The organism is Sphingobium sp. B2D3C, from assembly GCF_025961835.1.
In the GTDB taxonomy this organism is placed as follows: Bacteria; Pseudomonadota; Alphaproteobacteria; order Sphingomonadales; family Sphingomonadaceae; genus Sphingobium.
Map to the genome: position 1 here is coordinate 866,751 of NZ_JAOQOK010000001.1, position 19,263 is coordinate 886,013.

At 62.6% G+C, this 19,263-nt stretch carries 19 protein-coding genes and 1 tRNA gene; 10 read left to right on the plus strand and 10 right to left on the minus strand.

Annotation, left to right across the window (positions count from 1 at the left end):
- Positions 1-41: 41 nt before the first annotated feature.
- On the minus strand, positions 42-218 hold the full coding sequence (locus M2339_RS03980) for a hypothetical protein (protein WP_264587428.1): 177 nt from the start codon (positions 216-218) through the stop codon (positions 42-44).
- Between the two features lie 168 nt (positions 219-386).
- On the opposite strand from M2339_RS03980, the gene M2339_RS03985 reads away from it, so the two are divergent.
- The 3 genes from M2339_RS03985 (at position 387) to M2339_RS03995 (ending at position 4,455) form a co-directional block, all read left to right on the plus strand.
- Entirely contained in the window at positions 387-1,337 is a 951-nt protein-coding gene (locus tag M2339_RS03985; protein WP_264606159.1) for a mechanosensitive ion channel family protein, read from the plus strand.
- 34 nt (positions 1,338-1,371) lie between these two features.
- Positions 1,372-1,671 carry a hypothetical protein gene (locus M2339_RS03990; protein WP_264573113.1) on the plus strand — a complete coding sequence of 100 codons (300 nt, stop codon included), beginning with the start codon at positions 1,372-1,374 and terminating at the stop codon, positions 1,669-1,671.
- 369 nt (positions 1,672-2,040) lie between these two features.
- Positions 2,041-4,455 carry a TonB-dependent receptor gene (locus M2339_RS03995; RefSeq protein WP_264587426.1) on the plus strand — a complete coding sequence of 805 codons (2,415 nt, stop codon included), beginning with the start codon at positions 2,041-2,043 and terminating at the stop codon, positions 4,453-4,455.
- Between the two features lie 142 nt (positions 4,456-4,597).
- Here the strand turns inward: M2339_RS03995 and M2339_RS04000 are convergent, their stop codons facing one another.
- Positions 4,598-5,599: an isopenicillin N synthase family dioxygenase gene (locus M2339_RS04000; protein WP_264587425.1), complete on the minus strand. Its 1,002-nt coding sequence runs from the start codon at positions 5,597-5,599 to the stop codon at positions 4,598-4,600.
- 160 nt (positions 5,600-5,759) lie between these two features.
- The gene (gene pcaD / locus M2339_RS04005; RefSeq protein WP_264587424.1) at positions 5,760-6,527 is read right to left on the minus strand and encodes a 3-oxoadipate enol-lactonase; all 768 of its coding nucleotides are present in this window, start codon (positions 6,525-6,527) and stop codon (positions 5,760-5,762) included.
- Between the two features lie 191 nt (positions 6,528-6,718).
- Between pcaD and M2339_RS04010 the strand changes: the two genes are divergently transcribed.
- Positions 6,719-7,618 carry an isopenicillin N synthase family dioxygenase gene (locus M2339_RS04010; protein ID WP_264587423.1) on the plus strand — a complete coding sequence of 300 codons (900 nt, stop codon included), beginning with the start codon at positions 6,719-6,721 and terminating at the stop codon, positions 7,616-7,618.
- Between the two features lie 116 nt (positions 7,619-7,734).
- Here the strand turns inward: M2339_RS04010 and M2339_RS04015 are convergent.
- Positions 7,735-7,811 (minus strand) — tRNA-Pro (locus M2339_RS04015).
- 303 nt (positions 7,812-8,114) lie between these two features.
- Here M2339_RS04015 and yajC point away from each other — a divergent pair.
- The 5 genes from yajC (at position 8,115) to M2339_RS04040 (ending at position 12,151) form a co-directional block, all read left to right on the plus strand.
- Complete coding sequence (gene yajC, locus M2339_RS04020; RefSeq protein ID WP_181559997.1) at positions 8,115-8,447, plus strand: preprotein translocase subunit YajC; 333 nt, start codon at positions 8,115-8,117, stop codon at positions 8,445-8,447.
- A gap of 6 nt (positions 8,448-8,453) precedes the next feature.
- Positions 8,454-10,052 (plus strand): protein translocase subunit SecD, encoded by a 1,599-nt coding sequence (gene secD / locus M2339_RS04025; RefSeq protein WP_264579153.1) that lies wholly within the window; start codon positions 8,454-8,456, stop codon positions 10,050-10,052.
- A 12-nt stretch (positions 10,053-10,064) separates the two neighbouring features.
- Positions 10,065-11,039 carry a protein translocase subunit SecF gene (gene secF, locus M2339_RS04030; protein WP_264587422.1) on the plus strand — a complete coding sequence of 325 codons (975 nt, stop codon included), beginning with the start codon at positions 10,065-10,067 and terminating at the stop codon, positions 11,037-11,039.
- A 34-nt stretch (positions 11,040-11,073) separates the two neighbouring features.
- Positions 11,074-11,454 (plus strand): Mth938-like domain-containing protein, encoded by a 381-nt coding sequence (locus tag M2339_RS04035; protein WP_264587421.1) that lies wholly within the window; start codon positions 11,074-11,076, stop codon positions 11,452-11,454.
- A 169-nt stretch (positions 11,455-11,623) separates the two neighbouring features.
- Positions 11,624-12,151: a hypothetical protein gene (locus M2339_RS04040; protein ID WP_264587420.1), complete on the plus strand. Its 528-nt coding sequence runs from the start codon at positions 11,624-11,626 to the stop codon at positions 12,149-12,151.
- 46 nt (positions 12,152-12,197) lie between these two features.
- Here M2339_RS04040 and M2339_RS04045 read toward each other — a convergent pair whose 3' ends face one another.
- The 6 genes from M2339_RS04045 to miaB all read right to left on the minus strand — a co-directional run bounded on the left by M2339_RS04045 (position 12,198) and on the right by miaB (position 18,053).
- Positions 12,198-13,133, minus strand: a complete 936-nt coding sequence (locus M2339_RS04045; RefSeq protein WP_264570674.1) for a hemolysin family protein — start codon at positions 13,131-13,133, stop codon at positions 12,198-12,200.
- A gap of 8 nt (positions 13,134-13,141) precedes the next feature.
- Complete coding sequence (gene ybeY / locus M2339_RS04050; RefSeq protein WP_264587419.1) at positions 13,142-13,684, minus strand: rRNA maturation RNase YbeY; 543 nt, start codon at positions 13,682-13,684, stop codon at positions 13,142-13,144.
- A complete protein-coding gene (locus M2339_RS04055) occupies positions 13,677-14,672 on the minus strand; it encodes a PhoH family protein (RefSeq protein WP_264587418.1) in 996 nt (331 codons plus the stop codon). The genes ybeY and M2339_RS04055 overlap by 8 nt, the downstream gene beginning before the upstream one ends.
- Before the next feature lie 387 nt (positions 14,673-15,059).
- A complete protein-coding gene (locus M2339_RS04060) occupies positions 15,060-15,455 on the minus strand; it encodes a nuclear transport factor 2 family protein (RefSeq protein ID WP_181559989.1) in 396 nt (131 codons plus the stop codon).
- 99 nt (positions 15,456-15,554) lie between these two features.
- Positions 15,555-16,589: a rod shape-determining protein gene (locus M2339_RS04065; RefSeq protein ID WP_181559988.1), complete on the minus strand. Its 1,035-nt coding sequence runs from the start codon at positions 16,587-16,589 to the stop codon at positions 15,555-15,557.
- A gap of 114 nt (positions 16,590-16,703) precedes the next feature.
- Complete coding sequence (miaB, locus tag M2339_RS04070; RefSeq protein ID WP_264588368.1) at positions 16,704-18,053, minus strand: tRNA (N6-isopentenyl adenosine(37)-C2)-methylthiotransferase MiaB; 1,350 nt, start codon at positions 18,051-18,053, stop codon at positions 16,704-16,706.
- 267 nt (positions 18,054-18,320) lie between these two features.
- Between miaB and M2339_RS04075 the strand changes: the two genes are divergently transcribed.
- Positions 18,321-19,250: a transferrin-binding protein-like solute binding protein gene (locus M2339_RS04075; RefSeq protein ID WP_264587417.1), complete on the plus strand. Its 930-nt coding sequence runs from the start codon at positions 18,321-18,323 to the stop codon at positions 19,248-19,250.
- Positions 19,251-19,263 lie beyond the last annotated feature (13 nt).

Genomic DNA, 19,263 nt, shown 5'->3' on the forward strand with positions numbered 1-19,263 from the left:
ATCGCGACGAATGGCTCAATCGACGCTGTCGATGCCGCGCATTATTCTTCGGGCTGGCTCGGCGATCCTTCCCGCTGCAGGCGGCGGGCAGTGCGCTCATGCAATATGGCGGCCTCGCGCAGGCGGCGGGCGACGTCTGCATCGCCACAGTTGTCGGCCTTCAAGCGCGCCACCCGGGCGAGTTGCTGATAGTAAATGGCATCACGCCGGCTTTCCATGTCCTGCGGAATAGCACGACATGGCCCCGCGCGAAGCCGTTTTGCGACAGCTTGTCTTGCAACGGGACAAGTGAGGCACTTGAGGAGGCCCGGAACTTTTCGACTAAGCCACCGATTTGACATCCCGATAGCCGGCCCTCACGGTGCGGTCACTCCACAGGAGGCCATGTGGCTTTGAACGGCGCCGATGCACTGCTGACCCAACCCATCGCCTATATCGGGGCGTCCGGGCTCACCATCGGCGCGATCATCTCGGCCATCGTCGTCTTCTCGACGGCGCTGCTGGCGGTGTGGCTGCTCAAGAAGTTCGTGCGCCGCGCGCAGCAGACCATGGGGGAGGAACGCTCCCACGCCATTCATATCGGCGGGCAGATCGCACGCTATGTCATCGTCGCCTTCGGGCTTGCAGCGGCGGTGTCGGCGCTGGGAGTCGACCTGTCCGCGCTCTCCCTGTTCGCCGGTGCGCTGGGTGTCGGCATCGGCCTGGGGCTGCGCGATATCGTGCGCAACTTCGTGGGCGGTCTGGTGCTGCTGTTCGACAGGAGCATCGAAGTGGGCGATTTCGTCGAACTGGAAGACGGCACCATGGGCGAGGTACGCTCCATTGGCCCGCGCGCCACGGCGGTGCTGACCAATGACGATGTCGACATGCTCGTGCCCAATGCCAACCTCATCGACGGCAAGGTGACCAACTGGACGCGCAACCGCATGACCCGCCGCGTCCACATTCCCTTCCGCACGGCTCTTAATGCCGACAAGGAGAAGGTGCGCGACGCCGTGATCGAGGCGGCCAAGGCCGTGCCGCTGACCTTGCCGGATGCCGGGCGCAAGCGCACGCAGGTCTGGCTCGTCGGCTATGGCGAGAACGCGCTCAAGTTCGAGCTGGTCGTCTGGCCCACCCTGTCCGCCGTCAAACGACCGGGGCGCACGCTGGCGACCTATTGCTGGGCGATCGACGATGCCCTGCGCCAGAGTGCCATCGAAATCCCGCTGCCGCAGCAGGAAATCCGGGTGCGCGGCCTGTTCGGCCAGGAGGGCGAGGCTGGACTGGACGCCTTGCGGCCGGGGCAGGGCGCGGCAACCGATGGGGCAGGGGCGCGTTCTTCCTCCGAAGGCTGAGGGCTTGGTCCCCGGCATTATAGGAGGCCTATCCATGACGCAGAGTCAGAAAACCCCACCGTTGGACTTCAACGATCCCGACAAGGACAATGCCGAGCAGGATGAGAGCGGCACGCAGGCGCAGGATGTCGCCGCCGATGCGCAGGCCAATCCCTATCGCGGCGATTCCGAAACCGAGCATGGCGGCAAGCCGAATCCCGCTCAGGTGATGCCCATCGATGCGCCGGACCTGGTGGACACGATGAACCAGATGGATCGCAGCGGCCTCATCGACATGGGCGCCTATGAAGGCGAGGAGAATATGGACGACGAGGACGGCTCCATCCCCGAATAGCACCGACACCGTTTCCCTCTCTTTAGGATCGTCCCGGACGATCCGCCCGATCATCAAGCGCCCGAGCCGGCCACCGCCGGCTCGGGCGCTTCCCGTTTCCGTAGCGTCCGGACTGCGCATGGCTGCTCTTCATGCCAGCATGGCGCCCCTCCTTCGCGAGCACAGATGCGCATTTGCAACGCGTGTCGACAAGGCGGGGCGGTTTGACGTGGGTCAAAGCGAGCCGTGGCGCAAAGGCTACACCTGTGTCTCGAATGAACGATATCGCTGCCCTTTGGGGCAGTCGGGTCTTGCATTCAGTGAGTGCGGGCGCATTGAACATGCATGCCCATCCCGCAGGGCCAGCATAACAGAAACGGAAGAGAGAGAATGAAACGGATTTCCCTGTCCATCCAAGCGTCCATCCCCGCGCTGCTCCTCGCCTCGACGAGCGCCCTCGCCCAAACCCCGCAGGCCGCCCAGACCGCGACCGCCGCCGATGACGGCATGGAGATCATCGTCACGGCCCAGAAGCGCGAGCAATCGCTGCAGGATGTTGGCGCGGCTGTCAGCGCGCTCGGTGCCGAGCGGATCGCCAGCGCTGGCGTCAACAGCATCTCTGACCTGCAGACGATCGTGCCGTCGGTGAACTTCGGCAGCGATTTCAATCAGGCGAAGATCTTCATTCGTGGCGTGGGTGCCAACACCTCGACCACGGGCAGTTCCACCGGCGTGGCCTTCCACGTCGACGGTGCTTACGTGGCCCGCGCCGAGGCCCAGCTCACCTCGCTCTTCGATCTGGAGCGCATTGAGGTGCTGCGCGGCCCGCAAGGCACGCTCTATGGCCGCAACGCGGTGGGTGGGTCGATCAACGTGATCACCGCACGGCCGACGGACATCTTCTCCGGCTATGGCCGCATCGGCTACGGCAATTACAATGCTTTGACGACCGAAGCCGCCATCAGCGGCCCGATCACCGAGGGTATTCGCGCCCGTCTGGCGATCAAGACCGAGAACCGCGACGGCTATGGCGTCAACCCGGTGTCCGGCAAGGATGTTGACGATCTCAACCGCCGCATGGGCCGCGCCTCGCTCGAGTTCGACCTTGGCCGTGAGGCGACGCTGCTAGTCTCTGGCGAATATTTCCGCCAGAGCGATGCCTCCGGCGCGATCCACTATCTGCGCGCATCCTTCCCCGGCGTGGCGCGTCTGGCGCCGCTCGGCGTGGGCGGCTATGCGACCAACCCGCGTGATCTCGCGACGGAATCCAGCCCGGGCACCGAGACCGAGACCTATGCCTTCACCGGCACGCTCAACGTACCGCTCAACGATGCGCTGACGGTCACCAACATTGCCAACTATCGCTCCTTCAAGAGCTCGCTGTTCCAGGATCTCGATCTTTCGGCGGTGATCGACAGCCTGCCCACCAACGGTCAGGCGACCACGGTGCAGGAGCGCCGGATCGACAGCAAGCAGTGGAGCAACGAGCTGCGGCTTGGCTTGCAGTCCGAATGGGTGAACGGCACCATCGGCGTGTTCTTCTTCCATGAACGCCAGCGGCCGATCGACAATGTCGGTCTCGCGAACCGGACCGGCATGGCGCAGAATATCGGCGTGCTGCAGGCTGCCGGTATCGATCTGAACGAGGCCTATGGCCTGTGCGGTTACTCGCCCAACGGGGTGACCGGCGGCAGCAACATCATCGCGCCCAAGCGCGTCTGCACGCGCTCGAACCTGCTGACCGAGGCTTTCTCGATCTTCGGCCAGTATGAGATCGGGCTTGGCATGTTCAGCGAGGCGCTCTCGGGCCTCAGCGTGAAGCTCGGCGGCCGCTGGAGCAGTGAGCATGTGGAGTCGGAGAACCCCTCCATCATCATCACCCGCAACGGGGTGGGGCCGGTGCTGCGCTACACCGCCGCGGGCACGCATGTGGAGAAGACCTTCCGCGACTTCACGCCGGAAGCCGGGCTGGTCTGGAAGGCCAATCAGGATATCCTGCTCTATTACACCTATTCGGAAGGCTTCAAGGCCGGCTCGGGTGAGAATGCCGCAGGCAGCACCACCATCGTGAACCCCGAGAAGATGTTCAACCATGAGGCGGGCATCAAGGCGAGCTTCGGCCGCATGTTGACCGTGAACCTCGCTGGCTATGCTTACACGCTGAACGGCCTGCAGCTGAACAAGACGATCGCGGGCGGCCCGACGGGCTACACCACGATCTTCCAGAATGCCGCGAAGACCCGTGCGAAGGGCATCGAGCTTGACGCGATGCTGCGCCCGATGCCCGGCCTGCGCCTGAGCGGTGCGCTCTCCTACACGGATGCGCATTTCGTCGACTATCTCACGCTCGATCCGCTCAACCCGGCCAATATCGCTGGCGGCACGCCCTACAATGCCGTGACCAACCCCGATCCGACGGCCTTCGGCGCCCCGAGCGGCGGCAACATCCAGCTCGCCGGCAACGACACGCGCAACAGCCCGCGCTGGTCGTGGAACCTGCACGGCGAATATGATGTGATCGCGCCCATCGGCACCTTCACGCCGAGCGTGGACGTCTCCTATAAGAGCCGCACCTACTTCAGCGAGTATATGCGCGAGATCGAGAGCAGCGCGGCCTACACCATGGTCGATGCCTCGCTGGCCTACGAGACTAACGACGGCCGCATCCGCGCGCAGCTCTGGGCCAAGAACCTGTTCGACGTATTCCGCCCGAGCAGCACCTTCGCTCTGGCGACAGGCCGCCTTCTCGGCGTGACCTGGCTCCCGCCGCGCACCTATGGTCTGACGGTCGGCTACAAGTTCTAAGGGGTCACGCGGCGGCTAACCCCGCCGCGTGACCGGTTAAACCGATCAACATCGCGCCCGGCAGGCTCAGGCTTGCCGGGCGCGATTGCGTTCTGGCATCAGCCACACCGCGACCGTCCGCGCGTGGCGTGACTCGCGGCGCCTATTTCTTGTCGTCGAACGGTATGTAGACCGAAGATTTGTAGAACCGCCCAAGCAAGGCGCCGACATGGACCGGCGTAAACTTCGCTTCACCGTCACGCGCCACCAGTTCCTCCAGCGGCTCGACAACCACGTCGTGATCGGCGTTCCAGAAGAAGGGCACCGACAAGCGCTCTACGCGCGAGGTATTGCGCACGCGGTGAAGCGTCGAACGATAGCGCCCGTTCGACCACCACATCATCATGTTACCGATGTTGACCGTGAAGGCCCCAGGCACCGGCGGGGCGGAAATCCAGCGCCCGTCCAGCGTCTTGAGTTCAAGGCCGCCAATCTCACCCTGGGCGAGGATCACTAGCGGACCTTCGTCGACATGGGCGCTCAGATTCTTGATCTCGTTGCCTGCGCCTTCGGGGAGGGAAGGATAGTACATCAGGCTGATCTGCGAGGTTGAGTTCTGGAAGTAGCGGTCGAAACGGTCTTCCGGCAGGTCCAGCCCCAAGGCGAAGGCGTGGATCAATTCCTTCGCGAGATGCGACATTATATCATAATAGGTCATGCAATCCTTGTCGAAGTTTTCGACCTTGGATGACCATCTGTTCTGCTGGTAGAAGGGATTCCCGGTTTTGAGCAGCGGGTCGTCAGGGTCGAACTCTCGCTGGATGCGATACTGCTCAAAGACCCGGCTGTTCGCGTTCAGCTTCTCTTGATCCCCCGCATAGATCCAGCCCCGGTTGAGTTCGTCGTTGACGCGCACTTCCTCCTTATCCTCCATCGGCAAATGGAAGAAATCCGTCGCTCGGTCGAAGACGGCCTGTCGCATCTCGGTCGGCACGCCGTGGCCCGTGAGGTAGAAGAACCCCATGGTGGCGCAGGCCTCGGCGATCTGCCGGGCCACCTCACGCCGCGCGTTGGCGTCGCCGTTGAGGAAAGGCGAAAAGTCGATCAGCGGAACTTCGGAAAGTTCTACAGCCTGTGCGATCAGGCGGTCTTCATCCTGAATCATAGCGTCCATTCTCGCTCACCCATTTTTTTGCACCTGGAATTCCGGTGCATAAGGTGACAGGCCAAGTCGGAAGCAGGTAATGCTATTCCCGTCCGGTTTGCTTGCGCGAATTGCAACGCGTCAGGTTGCGCCACGGCTAGGCTTCGCTGGGCCGGCGACCTCATCGCGCAACTGGATCGACGGCTTGATTGCGCTCGATATGGGTGAGGAGCGCCTCGGTGAAGGCTTCAGGGTCCTCCCTAGCAGAGATATGTCCTGCATCGAGCAGAACAAGCTGCGCGCCGGGAATGCTGGATGCCAGGGCTTCACTGTCGGAAGGCGGCGTGGGCACATCGTTCCGGCCGGTCATCACCAAGGTCGGGACGGCGATCGATGCGAGATCCCGTGTGAAGTCGCAATCGCGCAAGACCGCGCAGCATCCGGCGAAACCATGCGCCGGGGTGGCGAGGAATGTATCGCGAAACTCAGCGATTGTCGCCGGATCGCTGCTGCGGAACTCGTCGGAGAAGAATCGCAGAAGCGACATGTCGACCAGAGCTTCCATCCCGCCCGAAAGCGCAGTGTCGATCCGTTGCTGCCAGCCTTCCACCGTTCCCAGCCGGGCCGCTGTGTCGCATAGCGTCAAGCTGGCCAGTCGTTTCGGCATATTAAGGGCCATGAACTGGCCCATCGTTCCGCCAAGTGACAGTCCACACAGATGCGCCCGTTCGACCCCAAGCGTGTCCAATATGGCGCTCGCGTCACCCGCAAGCTGCTGGACGCTGTAAGGCCCTTCGGGAGCATCGCTCGCGCCATGTCCGCGTGTGTCGTAGCGAATGATGCGGTATCGGTCGTTGAGGTCTGCTGCTTGCCGGTCCCATAAGGTCAGATCGCAACCGACGGAGTGCGCAAAGAGGATCGCTGGTGCATCTTGCGGACCCTCGACCATGACATTCAGCCGGGCCTGATCGAACGAACGGATAAACGGCATAAGGGACTCCTTCCGTCCCAGTTCGCATATTGCTGATCAACCCGCTGTTTCAAAAGCGGTACGGTCACCATGCCCAAATTGCACAACCGGCCTCTTCGAGATGAGGCTAACTTGGCTGCGCTGGTATCTATGAAGATGGGCATCCTTAGATGAGTGACTTTGCGCTTCCGATCATCGATCTGTCGGCACTGGAAAGCGACGATACCAGCATAAGAAGGACCGCGGTTGAGCGCCTGAAACAAGCGAGCCTGCAGCACGGCTTCTTCTATTTGGTCGGTCACGGCCTCAGCCAGGAGCGTCTGGGCTTGGTGCTGAAACACGCCGAATCCCTGTTCGCCCTGTCGGAGACCGAAAAACGCGCCATTGCAAACCAGGGAACGCCGGGTGGGCGCGGGTATGCGCTGATGGGCGGTCGCACCAGCGAAGGCGCGCTCCAGCAACCGCTGAAGGAAGAATATTATCTTGGGCGTGAGGACGTGCACGAGCCTGCCAATCTGTGGCCGGCCGGGCTTCCTGCTTTCAAAGCTTTCATGCTCGCGCATGTTACTGCCATGCACGATATCGCCCGGCGGCTCATGGCGGGCTTCGCTGCCTCGCTCGATCTGCCGCGCGATTATTTTTCGGCTTTCTGTAAGGACCCAATCGCTGCTTTGCGGCTCGTCCATTATTCCGCTGCCGCCCGCGGGGCAGGCGCGCATTCCGACTTTGGAAGCCTGACTTTGCTCGTTCAGGATGATGTCGGCGGCCTGCAGGTGTTTGATCGCGATGCCGCAGGCTGGATCGACGCTACCCCCTTGCCGGGGAGCCTCGTCGTCAACGTTGGCGATCTGTTCGAGCGCTGGACCAATGGCCGGTACAGATCTTCGGTTCACAGAGTGGTGAACACGGCAGGTGTGGATCGATATTCTGCGCCATTCTTCCTGACCGGTGCGCCGCAGCAGGAAATCGCGTGCCTGCCTTCCTGCCTCGCTGATGGGGAAGTGCCGCTCTATCCGCCCATAACGGTCGCTCAGCACCTGAAAAACGGCTTTGAAGCTCAGGGGTTTTGAAGTCTGGCGGTCAGCGAACGACCTGTAACGCCCTCTTGAAGGCGGCGTTCAAGGCTCGCCCAAACGCTGCCGCGCGAGGTGTCACGCGGTCAGTCCAGCCATGTTTGTGATTGATTTGGTCGGGACGAGAGGATTCGAACCTCCGACCCCCACACCCCCAGTGTGATGCGCTACCAGGCTGCGCTACGTCCCGACCGGAGGTGCGCTCCTAGGCGTATCGCGCGGAAGTTGCAAGGTCCGTTGGCGCCTCCCTGCGCATGATTTTTCATTTTGCTGGTGGCCGGCAGGCGGGGCGGGGTGACGGGGCGATTGTTCGGCGCGCTTTGCTCGGCCGGCGCGCGACGCGGCGGCAGCGCGGGGGAAGGGCGCCCGGCGATCTCGGTTGCCTGCACCGGGGCGATATGCTAGCCGCGCGCCCTTGAAACAGTGTGCGTGAGGCCGCATCTGCGGGGCGCGCTGTTCATCCATCTGCTGATTGCCCTGCTCAAGGATCGCAATGTTCACAACTTTTGCACTCGCCGCCGCTGCACCGGGCTCTTCTGGAATGGCCAGCTTCATGAGCTTCGTTCCGCTGATCCTGATCTTTGCGGTGTTCTACTTCCTGCTCATTCGTCCGCAGCAGCAGCAGATGAAGAAGCATCGCGCCAAGATCGGCGCGGTCAAGAAAGGCGATCAGGTCGTCACCGGCGGCGGCCTCGTCGGTAAGGTGACCCGGGTGGACGACACCTATGTGGATGTCGAACTCGGCCAGGGCATCAAGGTGAAGGCGGTCAAGGCGACCCTGAGCGATGTCGTCGATCCGATGACCGCCAAGCCCGCGAACGACTGACGGGCCATGCTCGACTTTCCCCGCTGGAAGATCTGGCTCGTCCTTGTGGCGCTGGTCGTCGGCAGTCTCTATGCCGTGCCGAGCTTCCTGCCCGACCAGACCTATTCGCAATTGCCGCGCTTCATGCAGGCGCGCGTCAATCTCGGTCTCGACCTCTCCGGTGGAAGTCACATTCTGCTCGAGGCGGACACAAAGGACGTGGCGCGCCAGCGCATCCAGAATATCGAGGAAGCGATCCGCGTCGATCTACGGCGGGCTGATAGCCGCATCGCCATTGGCGAGATGTCGACGCAGGGCAATGCGCTGCGCTTCATGGTGCGCGATGCCTCGCAGGTGGATGCCGCCGTCGAGCGCATCCGTCCGCTGACGCGCGGCGCCGGCCTCACGGGCCAGCGCGACTTCGATGTGCAGGTGCGCGATGGCAGCACCATCGTCGTGACGCCGACCGAGGCCGGCATCAACGCAGCCGTCGAGAGCGCCATGGAAGTGGCGACGGAAGTCATCCGCAAGCGCATCGACGAGATGGGCACGCGCGAGCCGACCATCATCCGCCAGGGCAGCAATCGCATCGTCGTGCAGGTGCCGGGCCTTCAGGACCCCGCTCAGCTCAAGGATCTGCTCGGCCAGACCGCGCAGCTTGAGTTCAAGCTGGTCGACACGACGGCCAATCCGGCCGACTTGGCGCGTGGCATCGCGCCGGTGGGCAGCGTGCTGGTGCCGTATCCAGACAATCCACTCGGCCAGCCGGTCATCGCGGTGAAGCGGCAGACCATGGTGGCGGGCGATGAGCTGATCGACGCCCAGCAATCCTATGATCCCAAGACCAATGCGCCGGTGGTGAGCATCCGCTTCAATAGCTCGGGTGCCAACAAGTTCGCGCGCACCACGCAGCAGAACGTGAACAAGCCGTTCGCAATGATCCTCGATGGCACGGTGCTTTCGGCGCCCAACATCAACGAGCCCATCCTCGGCGGATCGGCGCAGATCAGCGGCAACTTCACCGTGGAAAGCGCCAACCAGCTGGCGATCGCGCTGCGCTCCGGCCAGCTTCCGGTGAAACTGACGGTGGTGGAAGAACGTACGGTCGGGCCGGATCTTGGCGCTGATTCCATCCGCAAGGGTATCATCGCCGGCGGCGTGGCAACGGCTGCGGTGCTGCTGATCATGGTCATGGCTTATGGCCGCTTCGGCATCTACGCGAACCTGGCACTGATCTTCAACGTGCTGATGATCGTCGGCATCATGGCGCTGTTCAATGCGACGCTAACCCTGCCGGGCATAGCCGGGTTCGTGCTCACGGTCGGCGCGGCGGTGGACGCCAACGTGCTGATCAACGAGCGCATCCGCGAGGAGCAGCGACGGGGGCGTAGCATCATGCAGACCGTCGAGACAGGCTATAAGGAAGCGCAGCGCGCGATCTTTGACGCCAATACGACGAACGTGATCGCCGCCGCGCTGATGTTCTACTTCGGCTCCGGGCCGATCAAGGGCTTCGCGGTCGTGCTCACCATCGGCATCTTCACCTCGGTCTTCACGGCCGTGACGGTGACGCGCCTGTTCGCTTCCTTCTGGCTGCGCAAGCGGCCGACGACACTGACGATCTGAGGCACAAGACCAATGCGCTTGCTCAAGCTTGTCCCGGACAACACCAACATCGGCTTCCTCAAGTGGCGCCATGTCGCCATGGCGATCAGCATGATCTCGATCATCGCGTCGATTGCCCTGGTGGCCACGCGCGGCCTCAATCTGGGCGTCGATTTCGTCGGCGGTCAGATGATGCGGGTCACCTTCTCGCAACCCGTCAATCTCGATGCGCTGCGCGGCACGGTCGACGCAGCGGTGGCCGGCGAGGTGAATATCCAGCAGTTCGGTTCGGCCCAGGATGTCTCCATCCGCACGTCGCTGCCCGAGGGCGGCGAGGATGCCGCGAACCAGGCCGCCGAGCGGCTCAAGGCGGCGATCCTCAAGGCCCATCCCGATGCGGTGTTCGGCAGCGTGGATACCGTGTCCGGCAAGGTCTCGGGCGAACTGTTCGAGACGGGCGCTTGGTCGATGTTCTTCGCGATGCTGGCGATCTCCATCTACATCTGGTTCCGCTTCGAGTGGCAGTTCGGTCTCGGCGCCCTGTTTGCGCTGTTCCATGACGTGACGCTCACCTTCGGGCTGTTCGCGCTCACCCAGATGGAGTTCAACCTGAACATCGTCGCGGCCCTGCTGACGATCATCGGTTATTCGCTGAACGACACCATCGTCATCTATGACCGTATCCGCGAAAATCTGCGCAAATATCGCAAGATGGAGCTGATCCCGCTCCTCGATCTTTCGATCAACGAGACGCTTGCACGCACGGTGATGACTTCGCTGACGATCATCATCACCCTGGTCGTGCTGCTGCTTCTGGGGCCGGAAGTGATCTTCGGCTTCACCGCCGCCATGTTGTTCGGCATTTTCGTTGGCACCTATTCGTCGATGTACATGTCCGCGCCGCTGCTGGTGTGGACCAAGGTCGGCTCGGACAGCTTCGTTGCTAAGGCGGGCGGTCAGGTGGCCGGCGCCGAGCGGACCCTTAAGAACGAGACGATGCCGCGCTGATCTCGCGGCATCCGTCGGGCGGGGAGGAAAGAGCATGGAACTGCTCCGCGACGAGAAGCCCGCGGGCCCGGTCATCACCGGCTTTGCCGGGCGCGGCTTTCGCGTGCGCGATCATGTGTTCGACAGCGGCATCCTGATTGATCCGTCTGGCGTGGTCCCGTGGGACGCGCCGGCGATCATCGACCAACTGACGGTCGAGATGCTGCGCCCGATCCTGGATCTCGACCCGCCGGCGGAATTTCTCCTGCTCGGCACTGGACCCAGGCTGGTCAGGCCCTCGGCAGCGTTCGTCCGCGCCATCGAAGCCATGGGGATCGGCGTCGAAGCCATGGACAGCCGCGCGGCGGCTCGCGCGTGGGGTGTGCTGCGACAGGAAGACCGGCAGATCGTCGGAGCGCTGCTCCCGCATCGATGAGCAAGCGACCAGCCTGCGCCCGAAGCGCCGGGCATGACGCGAAATCTTAACCTCAGTCCGCTAGACCTGTTTCCAGGATCAGAAAAGGCAGGAACAAAATCCGGCAAGGGGCGTCCTGTATGGGTGAGGATGGAGCGCGATGGGGCAGCTCCTTATGTGAGTATGTCGCATGGCCGTCATCGCCGTTGATTTTGAAGCGTCCTGCCTGCCGCAATATGGCCGGTCTTTCCCCATTGAAGTCGGCATTGCCAGCACCGAAGGCTGGAGCCGCTCCTGGCTGATCCGTCCTCATGCGGACTGGGCCGACTGGCAGTGGAGCGAGGAAGCCGAGAGCCTGCACGGCATTTCGCGCGCGCAGCTTGAGCGCGATGGGCTGGACGCCCGCTGCGTCGCACGGCAATTGCGCGCGGCCGTGGCTGGGCATGAGGTGATTGCCGACAGCTATTTCGATGATGCGTGGTCGCGCACGCTCTTTGTAGCGGCGGGCGAAGCGACGCATCTGCCGATCCGCTGCCTCGCCGAGCTTCGCCTGTTTCATGATACGGATCGCACCGTTCTGACGCGGCTGCTCGACGCGGCGGATCGTCAGCGGGCGCGGCGCCACCGCGCCGAGGATGATGCGCGCTGGCTGGCACAGGTCATGGCAGGGCTGATCGCAGAGAGTGACATGGCCAGGCCAGCGGCGCGCGCCGCTTAAAAGACTGCGCCGAACTGGCCGCCGGGGATCGTCCGGCGGCCGCGGCCTACTGCTCCAGATCGTCGGCCAGTGCCTCGGGCGGATGCAGGCGCACCCGCGCGACATGGCGCGGATTGGCCTCGACGATTTCGATGCGCCAGCCACTCGGCTCATGCTCGATGATTTCGCCGGTCTCCGGCACGCGCCCTGCGATCACAAAAGCCAGACCGCCAATGGTGTCGACGTCGGAGTCGACCTCGGCAAGGCGCGGATCGATGGTCCGGGCGATATCTTCCAGCTCGGCGCGGGCGTCGGCATCCCACATGCCATCTTCCAGCGGCACCAGCAGTGCCTCCGGTTCCTCGTCATGCTCGTCCTCGATATCGCCGACGATTTCCTCGACGAGATCCTCGATGGTCAGCAGACCGTCCGTACCGGAATATTCATCGAGCACGATGGCGAGGTGCGTGCGCTTGGCGCGCATTTCGGCGAGCAGGTCCAGCACGCCCATGCTCTGCGGCACATAGAGCGGCTGACGGATCAGCGTCTCCAGCGACTCCGGGTGCGCTTCTCCGCGCGCCAGAATGGCAAAGGCATCGCGAATGTGGATCATGCCGGTGACATGATCGAGCGTGTCCTTGTAGACGGGGATGCGGCTGTGGCCGGCCTGAGCGAAAAGCGCCATCAGCTCCGTAAAGCTGGCATCCTGCGAAATGGCGATGATGTCCGCGCGCGGCACGGCGACATCGTCTACAGTATGCTCGCTGAAATGGAGCATGTTGCGGAGCATCTGACGCTCGATCGGGGTGAGGTCGCCCTTGCGGGACGTCTCATCTTCCTGATCGTCATATTGCTCGATGACGCTCTCAAGCTCGTGCCTGAGGCTAGTCGATCCATTATCGCCGAAAAGCAGGGCTTTGAGGCCCTGCCATATTCGTCCGCCTTCGCTGCTACTACTACTGTCGCCCTCTTTGGAGGGGGACGGTGCGGATGTCTCCGACATCTTCTGGATCAATTCCCTGTTTCGTCAATCGGGCCGGTCATGCCGGGCTCGCGATCCCCATATGGATCATCAATGCCCAGCGTTTCAAGGGCTCGTATCTCAAGGCGCTCCATCGCCTCGGCCTCGGCATCATTTTCATGATCGTGGCCGAGCAGGTGGAGCGTGCCGTGAACGATGAGATGCGTCGCGTGATTGTCCAGCGAAACGGCGCGTTCCAGCGCCTCGCGGGCGCAGGTTTGGTAGGCGAGGATGATGTCGCCGAGCAGCACTTCACCATCGTCACTATTTTCGATCGATTCGATGAGATCGCTCTGGATCATCGGAAAGGAGAGGACGTTGGTCGGCTTGTCCTTGCCCCGGAAGGAGGCGTTGAGCTGCTGGACTTCTGCATCGTCGGCCAGCCGGATGGAGAGTTCGACGCAAGCATCGCTGTCGATGATCACCGATTGCGAGGTTTGCGCGAGCGCGGCGCGCACCGCCCGATCAGCGAGCGCGTTCCAGTCGGTTTTCTCGGCCCATTCCGGGCTGGCCTCGGTCAGCACTTCAAGCATTCGGGCCCTCATAAGCCGCGACGATCCGTCCGACGATGGGGTGGCGCACCACATCGGCCGTGGTGAAGCGGGTAACGGCGATGCCTTCAATGCCCTCCAGCCGCTCGACCGCATCGGCGAGGCCCGATGCGCCGGGCTGCGGCAGATCGACCTGCTTGGGGTCGCCGCAGATCACCATGCGGCTGCCTTCGCCAAAGCGGGTGAGGAACATCTTCATCTGCGCGATGGTGGTGTTCTGCGCTTCATCGAGGATGATGAAGGCATTGGCGAGCGTGCGGCCGCGCATGAAGGCGAGCGGCGCGACCTCGATCTCGCCCGAGGCGATGCGCCGCTCGACCTGCTCGGCCGGCAGCGTGTCGTAGAGGGCGTCGTAAAGCGGGCGGAGATAGGGGTCGACCTTCTCCTTCATGTCGCCGGGCAGGAAACCCAGGCGCTCGCCGGCCTCGACGGCAGGGCGCGAGAGAATAAGGCGGTCCACAGAGCCGGTGATGAGCTGGCTCACGGCCTGCGCCACGGCGAGATAGGTCTTGCCGGTGCCGGCCGGCCCGAGGGCGAAGATCAGCTCGTGGCGGGCCAGCGCGTCCATATAGACGCCCTGATTGGCCGAACGCGGCACGATGGTCTTCTTGCGGGTGCGGATCATCACCTTGGGCGGCTCCGACACATCATGCCGGATGATGCCATCGAGCGTGGGCTCGGCGGACATGGCGATCACCCCCTCCACCGCCCCGCTGTCGACCGTCTGGCCGGCGGCGAGGCGATTGTAGAGTCCCTGGAGGACATCGCGGGCGCGAGCGGCGCCTTCCGCATTCCCTTCGATTTGCAGCTTGTTCCCCCGTGCGGAGATGTACACGCCGAGGCGGTTCTCGATGGCTACAAGGTTCTGGTCATATTCCCCGAACAAGGCGCCGAGCAGAAACGGCTTGTCGAAGACCAGTTCGAGGCGGGCCCGTTCTCCGGCCTGGGCGGGCACGGGGCGCTTAGGCAAGCGGGCGACCAAGCGGTCGACTCAGGGCGCGGGGCGCGATGAGAGTGTCTGTCATTGCCAAGCTTCATGCCAGAAGGGCGGGGGGAGCGACAAGCGGGAAGTCTCGCCCTTGAGGTGAAAAGAGGGGCGGCGGATTTGCGCCGCACAAATGGTGGCGATGTCGTTGGCGCGTCCCTCTCCCCTTGAGGGAGAGGGACGCGCAGGCTTGGCAGCGGGCTACCTAGCCGAAGCTGGGAGAGGGGTATGCGATCCGCCGGATCGCGCTGATCGGAAATCCGCCACCCCTCATCCAACTGCGCCTACCCGCCTGACGGCGGCAAGGCTGCGTATCCTTCTCCCGCAAGGGGAGAAGGGCGCATGGCGGAGCGCAATTCGTCGTCCGATCCGCTAACTTTGCGCCGAATCCCAATGCTCCACGATCAGGCCATCGCGAATGCGATAGGTGTCGTACCACCAGACCGGCGTGAGCCGCTTGGGATCGTGCGGGTCCGGCAAATGCCGCTGGAACATGAGCTGGACGAGGTCGCCCTCGGCGAGGACGAATTCGAACCGGGTCAGCGGATAGGTGCCCGGCTCCAGCGGTTGCATGTCTGGAAATTCGGTGCGCAGGAAGGCGATGAGCGCTGCCAGGCCCTGGCCGATGCCGGGCGAATGCTGGATGTAATCGGGCGCGATATATTTGCCCGCAGCCTCGATGTTGCGGCCGTCGATGACGTCGTGCCACATCGCCAGCACAAGTTGCTTGTTGGCCGCGAGCGCGGCGGCTTCCGGCGACTGCGCCATATCCTCTCCCCAGCAGTGTCGCGCATGACTAGCGGGTTCCACCGACAGGTAAAATGGCGATTGGAAGGCGCGCCCGGCCACCTGCTCGGACGCAGAGCCTCAGGCTGGGGCCAGCACGCCGTCGTAGATCGAATCTTCCAGTGCCCGGCCGGCGCCCATCGCCACGCACATCAGCGGGTTTTCGGCGATCTTGACGGGCAAGCCCGTCGCGACCGCAATGGCCTCGTCCATGCCCCGCAGCAGCGCACCGCCGCCGGTGAGGGTGATGCCCTCGTCGATAATGTCGGCGGACAGCTCCGGCGGGGTTTCCTCCAGCGCGGTCATCACAGAGCCGACGATCTGGTTGATCGATTCGCGCAGGGCCTCGGCGATCTGGGCTTCGCTGATCTCGATTTCGACCGGGCGGCCATTGACCAGGTCGCGTCCGCGCACGCCCAGGGTTATGCCAGCGCCGTCGGGCGTCATGGCATTGCCGATCTGCTGCTTGACGCGCTCGGCCGTTATTTCGCCGATCATCAGATTATGATGGCGCCGGACGTAGGAGGAGATGGCTTCGTCCATCTTGTCGCCGCCGACACGCACCGAGCCGCTATAGGCGATGCCGCTCAGCGACAGTACGGCCACCTCGGTGGTGCCGCCGCCAATGTCGACGACCATGGCGCCAATCGGGTCCACGACTGGCAAGCCCGCGCCGATCGCCGCTGCCATGGGCTCCTCGATGAGCTGCACGTCGGCAGCGCCTGCGCGCGAGGTGGCGTCGCGGATTGCGCGGCGCTCCACCATCGTCGCGCCCGAGGGCACCGCGACTACCACGCGGTTGCGGCCCATGCGGGCACTGCCCAGCGCCTTGTCGATGAAATGCTTGATCATCTGCTCGGCGATTTCGATGTCGGCAATGACGCCATCACGCAGCGGACGCAGGGCGCGCACGCCTTCCGGCGTCTTGCCCAGCATCAGTTTGGCCTCATTGCCGACGGCCTTGATATGGCCGACGCCCGCGATCGTCTCGATCGCGATGACGGACGGCTCGTTCAGGACGACGCCCTTGCCGGCGACGTGAACCAATGTGTTGACGGTGCCCAGATCGATGGCGAGATCATGGCCGGAAAAGCTGAAAAAGCGGGAAAACTTCATACCCTCGAGATCGTCACTGAGTGAAGCCGTTCACATGCCGCGCGGGCACGGTGGCGTATTCTGCAAAGAGGTGAAGCGGTGTTTTCAGGGGACCGTTGCCCGCGCCCGCCCACCTCAGGCGGCAAGCGGACTGGCGAGCGCGCCGGCGAGGCTGTTGGGGCCGGCCGAGAGAATATCCACCGCGATCAGATCGCCGATGGCCGCGCTCGTGCCATCGACGTGGACCGACTGGAGCCAGGGCGTCTTGCCGATGAGCTGGCCGGGGTGCCGCCCCTTGCGCTCCAGCAAAATGGTCGTGCGCTGGCCGACGCTGGCCTGATTGAACGCCAGTTGATGAACGTTCAGCGTGGCCTGCAGGCGCTTGAGGCGTTCGTCCATTACCTCTGGCGCGATCTGGCCTTCCATATCGGCAGCGGGTGTGCCCGGGCGCGGACTGTATTTGAAGCTGAAGCACTGCGCATAGCGCGCCTCGTTGACGATGCTCAGCGTCTCCTCGAACTCGGCATCGGTCTCGCCTGGAAAGCCGACGATGAAATCGCCCGACAGGGCGATGTCCGGCCGCGCGGCGCGAACACGCTCGATGATGCGCAGATAGGAGTCGCGGCTGTAGCTGCGGTTCATGGCCTTGAGGATGCGGTCCGAGCCGGCCTGCACCGGCAGGTGGAGGAACGGCATCAGCGCCGGCACCTCGGCATGGGCGTCGATCAGCGCCTGCGTCATGTCGTTGGGGTGGCTGGTGGTGTAGCGGATGCGTGCAAGGCCGGGCAACCTGTCCAGCGCGCGGATGAGGCCGTCCAGCCCCTGCGGGCGACCGGCGTCGTCTTCGCCGGACCAGGCATTCACATTCTGGCCGAGCAGGGTGATCTCGCAGGCGCCAGCATCGACCAGCGCGCGCGCCTCATCCATGATGGCGTTCCAAGGGCGGCTGACTTCCGCGCCGCGCGTATAGGGCACGACGCAATAGGTGCAGAACTTGTCGCAGCCCTCTTGGACCGTCAGGAAGGCGGACGGCGCCGACCGGCGCGCGCGACCCGGCAGCACGTCGAACTTGGAATCGGCCGGCATGTTCGTATCGACGGCCTCGCGACCCGCCACCACATCGTCGATGAGGCCGGGCAGGCGGTGATAGGCCTGCGGGCCGACGACGATATCGACCGCCTTGGTGCGCCGGGTGATTTCTGACCCTTCCGCCTGCGCCACGCAGCCGGCGACCGCGATCATCGGGCGCGTGCCGTCCTCCCGCCGCAGCCTGCCAATGTCCGAATAGACCTTCTCGGCCGCCCGCTCGCGGATGTGACAGGTGTTCAGGACCACCAGATCCGCCTCCGCGCCATCGCCTGCCGCTGTCATGCCGCGCGCCGCCAGCAACTCGCCCATGCGCTCGCCATCATAGACGTTCATCTGGCAGCCGAAGGATTTGACGTGGTAGGTTTTGGGCGGGCGCTGGGTCATGCCCGCGCCTATACAGCCGATGGGACGGTGGGGGAAGGGCGGGGGTGAGCCTTGTCGTGATGCTGTAGGAGCAAAATTCTATTCGTACCACCTCGGAATCTCGTCTTGGAAAGAAGCTAGATCGTCTCTCGAACAATATGTGCATTACGCATTGTCATGAAAGGTAGCTCGTTTTGGCAGTCTGATCATACGTTTTCGACGGTGATGAATATTGAAAGTACTTGCCGTGGTTGATAGCGACGACGGTCACTCTGAGACTTTTAGGATACTAGGAAAATTATGAAGATGGTTCGCACAGCCTTTGCATTGGTCGCGCTTTTGCAGCTTGCGGCTTGTGGCGGAGGTGATGTCAATTCGATGCCTCCCCCTGAGCCCAATCCGACACCGAAGCCGACACCGACATCCAATCCACCAATTTCTAGCCTGACACCATCCCAATTGCAGTCCATTGCCATAAGTCAATTGCAAATTACCGTGACAACATCGAGTTCCACGGGGCCGGTTGGGGTTTTTCCTTCAGATCGTAATTCATCGAAACAGATATCTGTTCAATATTTAGGAAATAACCGATACAGTGTATCGGCCAAATATCCATTATTTGCCGAAACGATATATTATTCAGATCGATCTTCTTACAGTGAATCCGATATGGATGTTTTTGAAAAGGCTGGTACCCAGAGAGTTGATCAAAATTCTTCTTATGACAGTAGTCTAAAAATCTATAGAGCAGGCGATTCTGTTCTTAAACTCAATTATGTGACCTACGGTATGTGGGAGGAGCATCAAAATCGAGGAGACCCTCGCCGCGCTGAACGTCTCTGGTTTGTTATAGGGCAATCAACCCCATATAGCGGCAGGCCCACGTCTGGATCGGCCACATATCATGGTATTATTGATGGCGAGTTTGTTGGGGGATCTTCGCAGTTCAGATTGGGAGGGGAGGGCAATCTGACTTATGATTTTTCCAGAGATCATGTAGCAGGAACATTTAATATTGATCAGGATGATGGTTCCGGCGGAAGAAAGCATTTCGATACAATAAAATTCAACAAGCCTGCCACGTCGGCAAACATCAAAAGTGAAAACGGGTTCGATGGCATTTTTGCTACTTATTTAATGGGACCACATGCGGAGGAAGCTGCCGCATTGTTTACATTGGAAACTCAATTTGGAGGCGTTGCCGCAGGCGTGTTCGTCGGAAAAAGGTGAGGACTGGATTGTG

Bases quoted from the DNA above. Each gene is read 5' to 3' on its own strand.
- M2339_RS03980 (WP_264587428.1), bottom strand. From the start codon at position 218: ATGGAAAGCCGGCGTGATGCCATTTACTATCAGCAACTCGCCCGGGTG.
- M2339_RS03990 (WP_264573113.1), top strand. From the start codon at position 1,372: ATGACGCAGAGTCAGAAAACCCCACCGTTGGACTTCAACGATCCCGAC.
- M2339_RS03995 (WP_264587426.1), top strand. From the start codon at position 2,041: ATGAAACGGATTTCCCTGTCCATCCAAGCGTCCATCCCCGCGCTGCTC.
- M2339_RS04000 (WP_264587425.1), bottom strand. From the start codon at position 5,599: ATGATTCAGGATGAAGACCGCCTGATCGCACAGGCTGTAGAACTTTCC.
- pcaD (WP_264587424.1), bottom strand. From the start codon at position 6,527: ATGGTCGAGGGTCCGCAAGATGCACCAGCGATCCTCTTTGCGCACTCC.
- M2339_RS04010 (WP_264587423.1), top strand. From the start codon at position 6,719: ATGAGTGACTTTGCGCTTCCGATCATCGATCTGTCGGCACTGGAAAGC.
- yajC (WP_181559997.1), top strand. From the start codon at position 8,115: ATGTTCACAACTTTTGCACTCGCCGCCGCTGCACCGGGCTCTTCTGGA.
- secD (WP_264579153.1), top strand. From the start codon at position 8,454: ATGCTCGACTTTCCCCGCTGGAAGATCTGGCTCGTCCTTGTGGCGCTG.
- secF (WP_264587422.1), top strand. From the start codon at position 10,065: ATGCGCTTGCTCAAGCTTGTCCCGGACAACACCAACATCGGCTTCCTC.
- M2339_RS04035 (WP_264587421.1), top strand. From the start codon at position 11,074: ATGGAACTGCTCCGCGACGAGAAGCCCGCGGGCCCGGTCATCACCGGC.
- M2339_RS04040 (WP_264587420.1), top strand. From the start codon at position 11,624: ATGGCCGTCATCGCCGTTGATTTTGAAGCGTCCTGCCTGCCGCAATAT.
- M2339_RS04045 (WP_264570674.1), bottom strand. From the start codon at position 13,133: ATGTCGGAGACATCCGCACCGTCCCCCTCCAAAGAGGGCGACAGTAGT.
- ybeY (WP_264587419.1), bottom strand. From the start codon at position 13,684: ATGCTTGAAGTGCTGACCGAGGCCAGCCCGGAATGGGCCGAGAAAACC.
- M2339_RS04060 (WP_181559989.1), bottom strand. From the start codon at position 15,455: ATGGCGCAGTCGCCGGAAGCCGCCGCGCTCGCGGCCAACAAGCAACTT.
- M2339_RS04065 (WP_181559988.1), bottom strand. From the start codon at position 16,589: ATGAAGTTTTCCCGCTTTTTCAGCTTTTCCGGCCATGATCTCGCCATC.
- M2339_RS04075 (WP_264587417.1), top strand. From the start codon at position 18,321: ATGAAGATGGTTCGCACAGCCTTTGCATTGGTCGCGCTTTTGCAGCTT.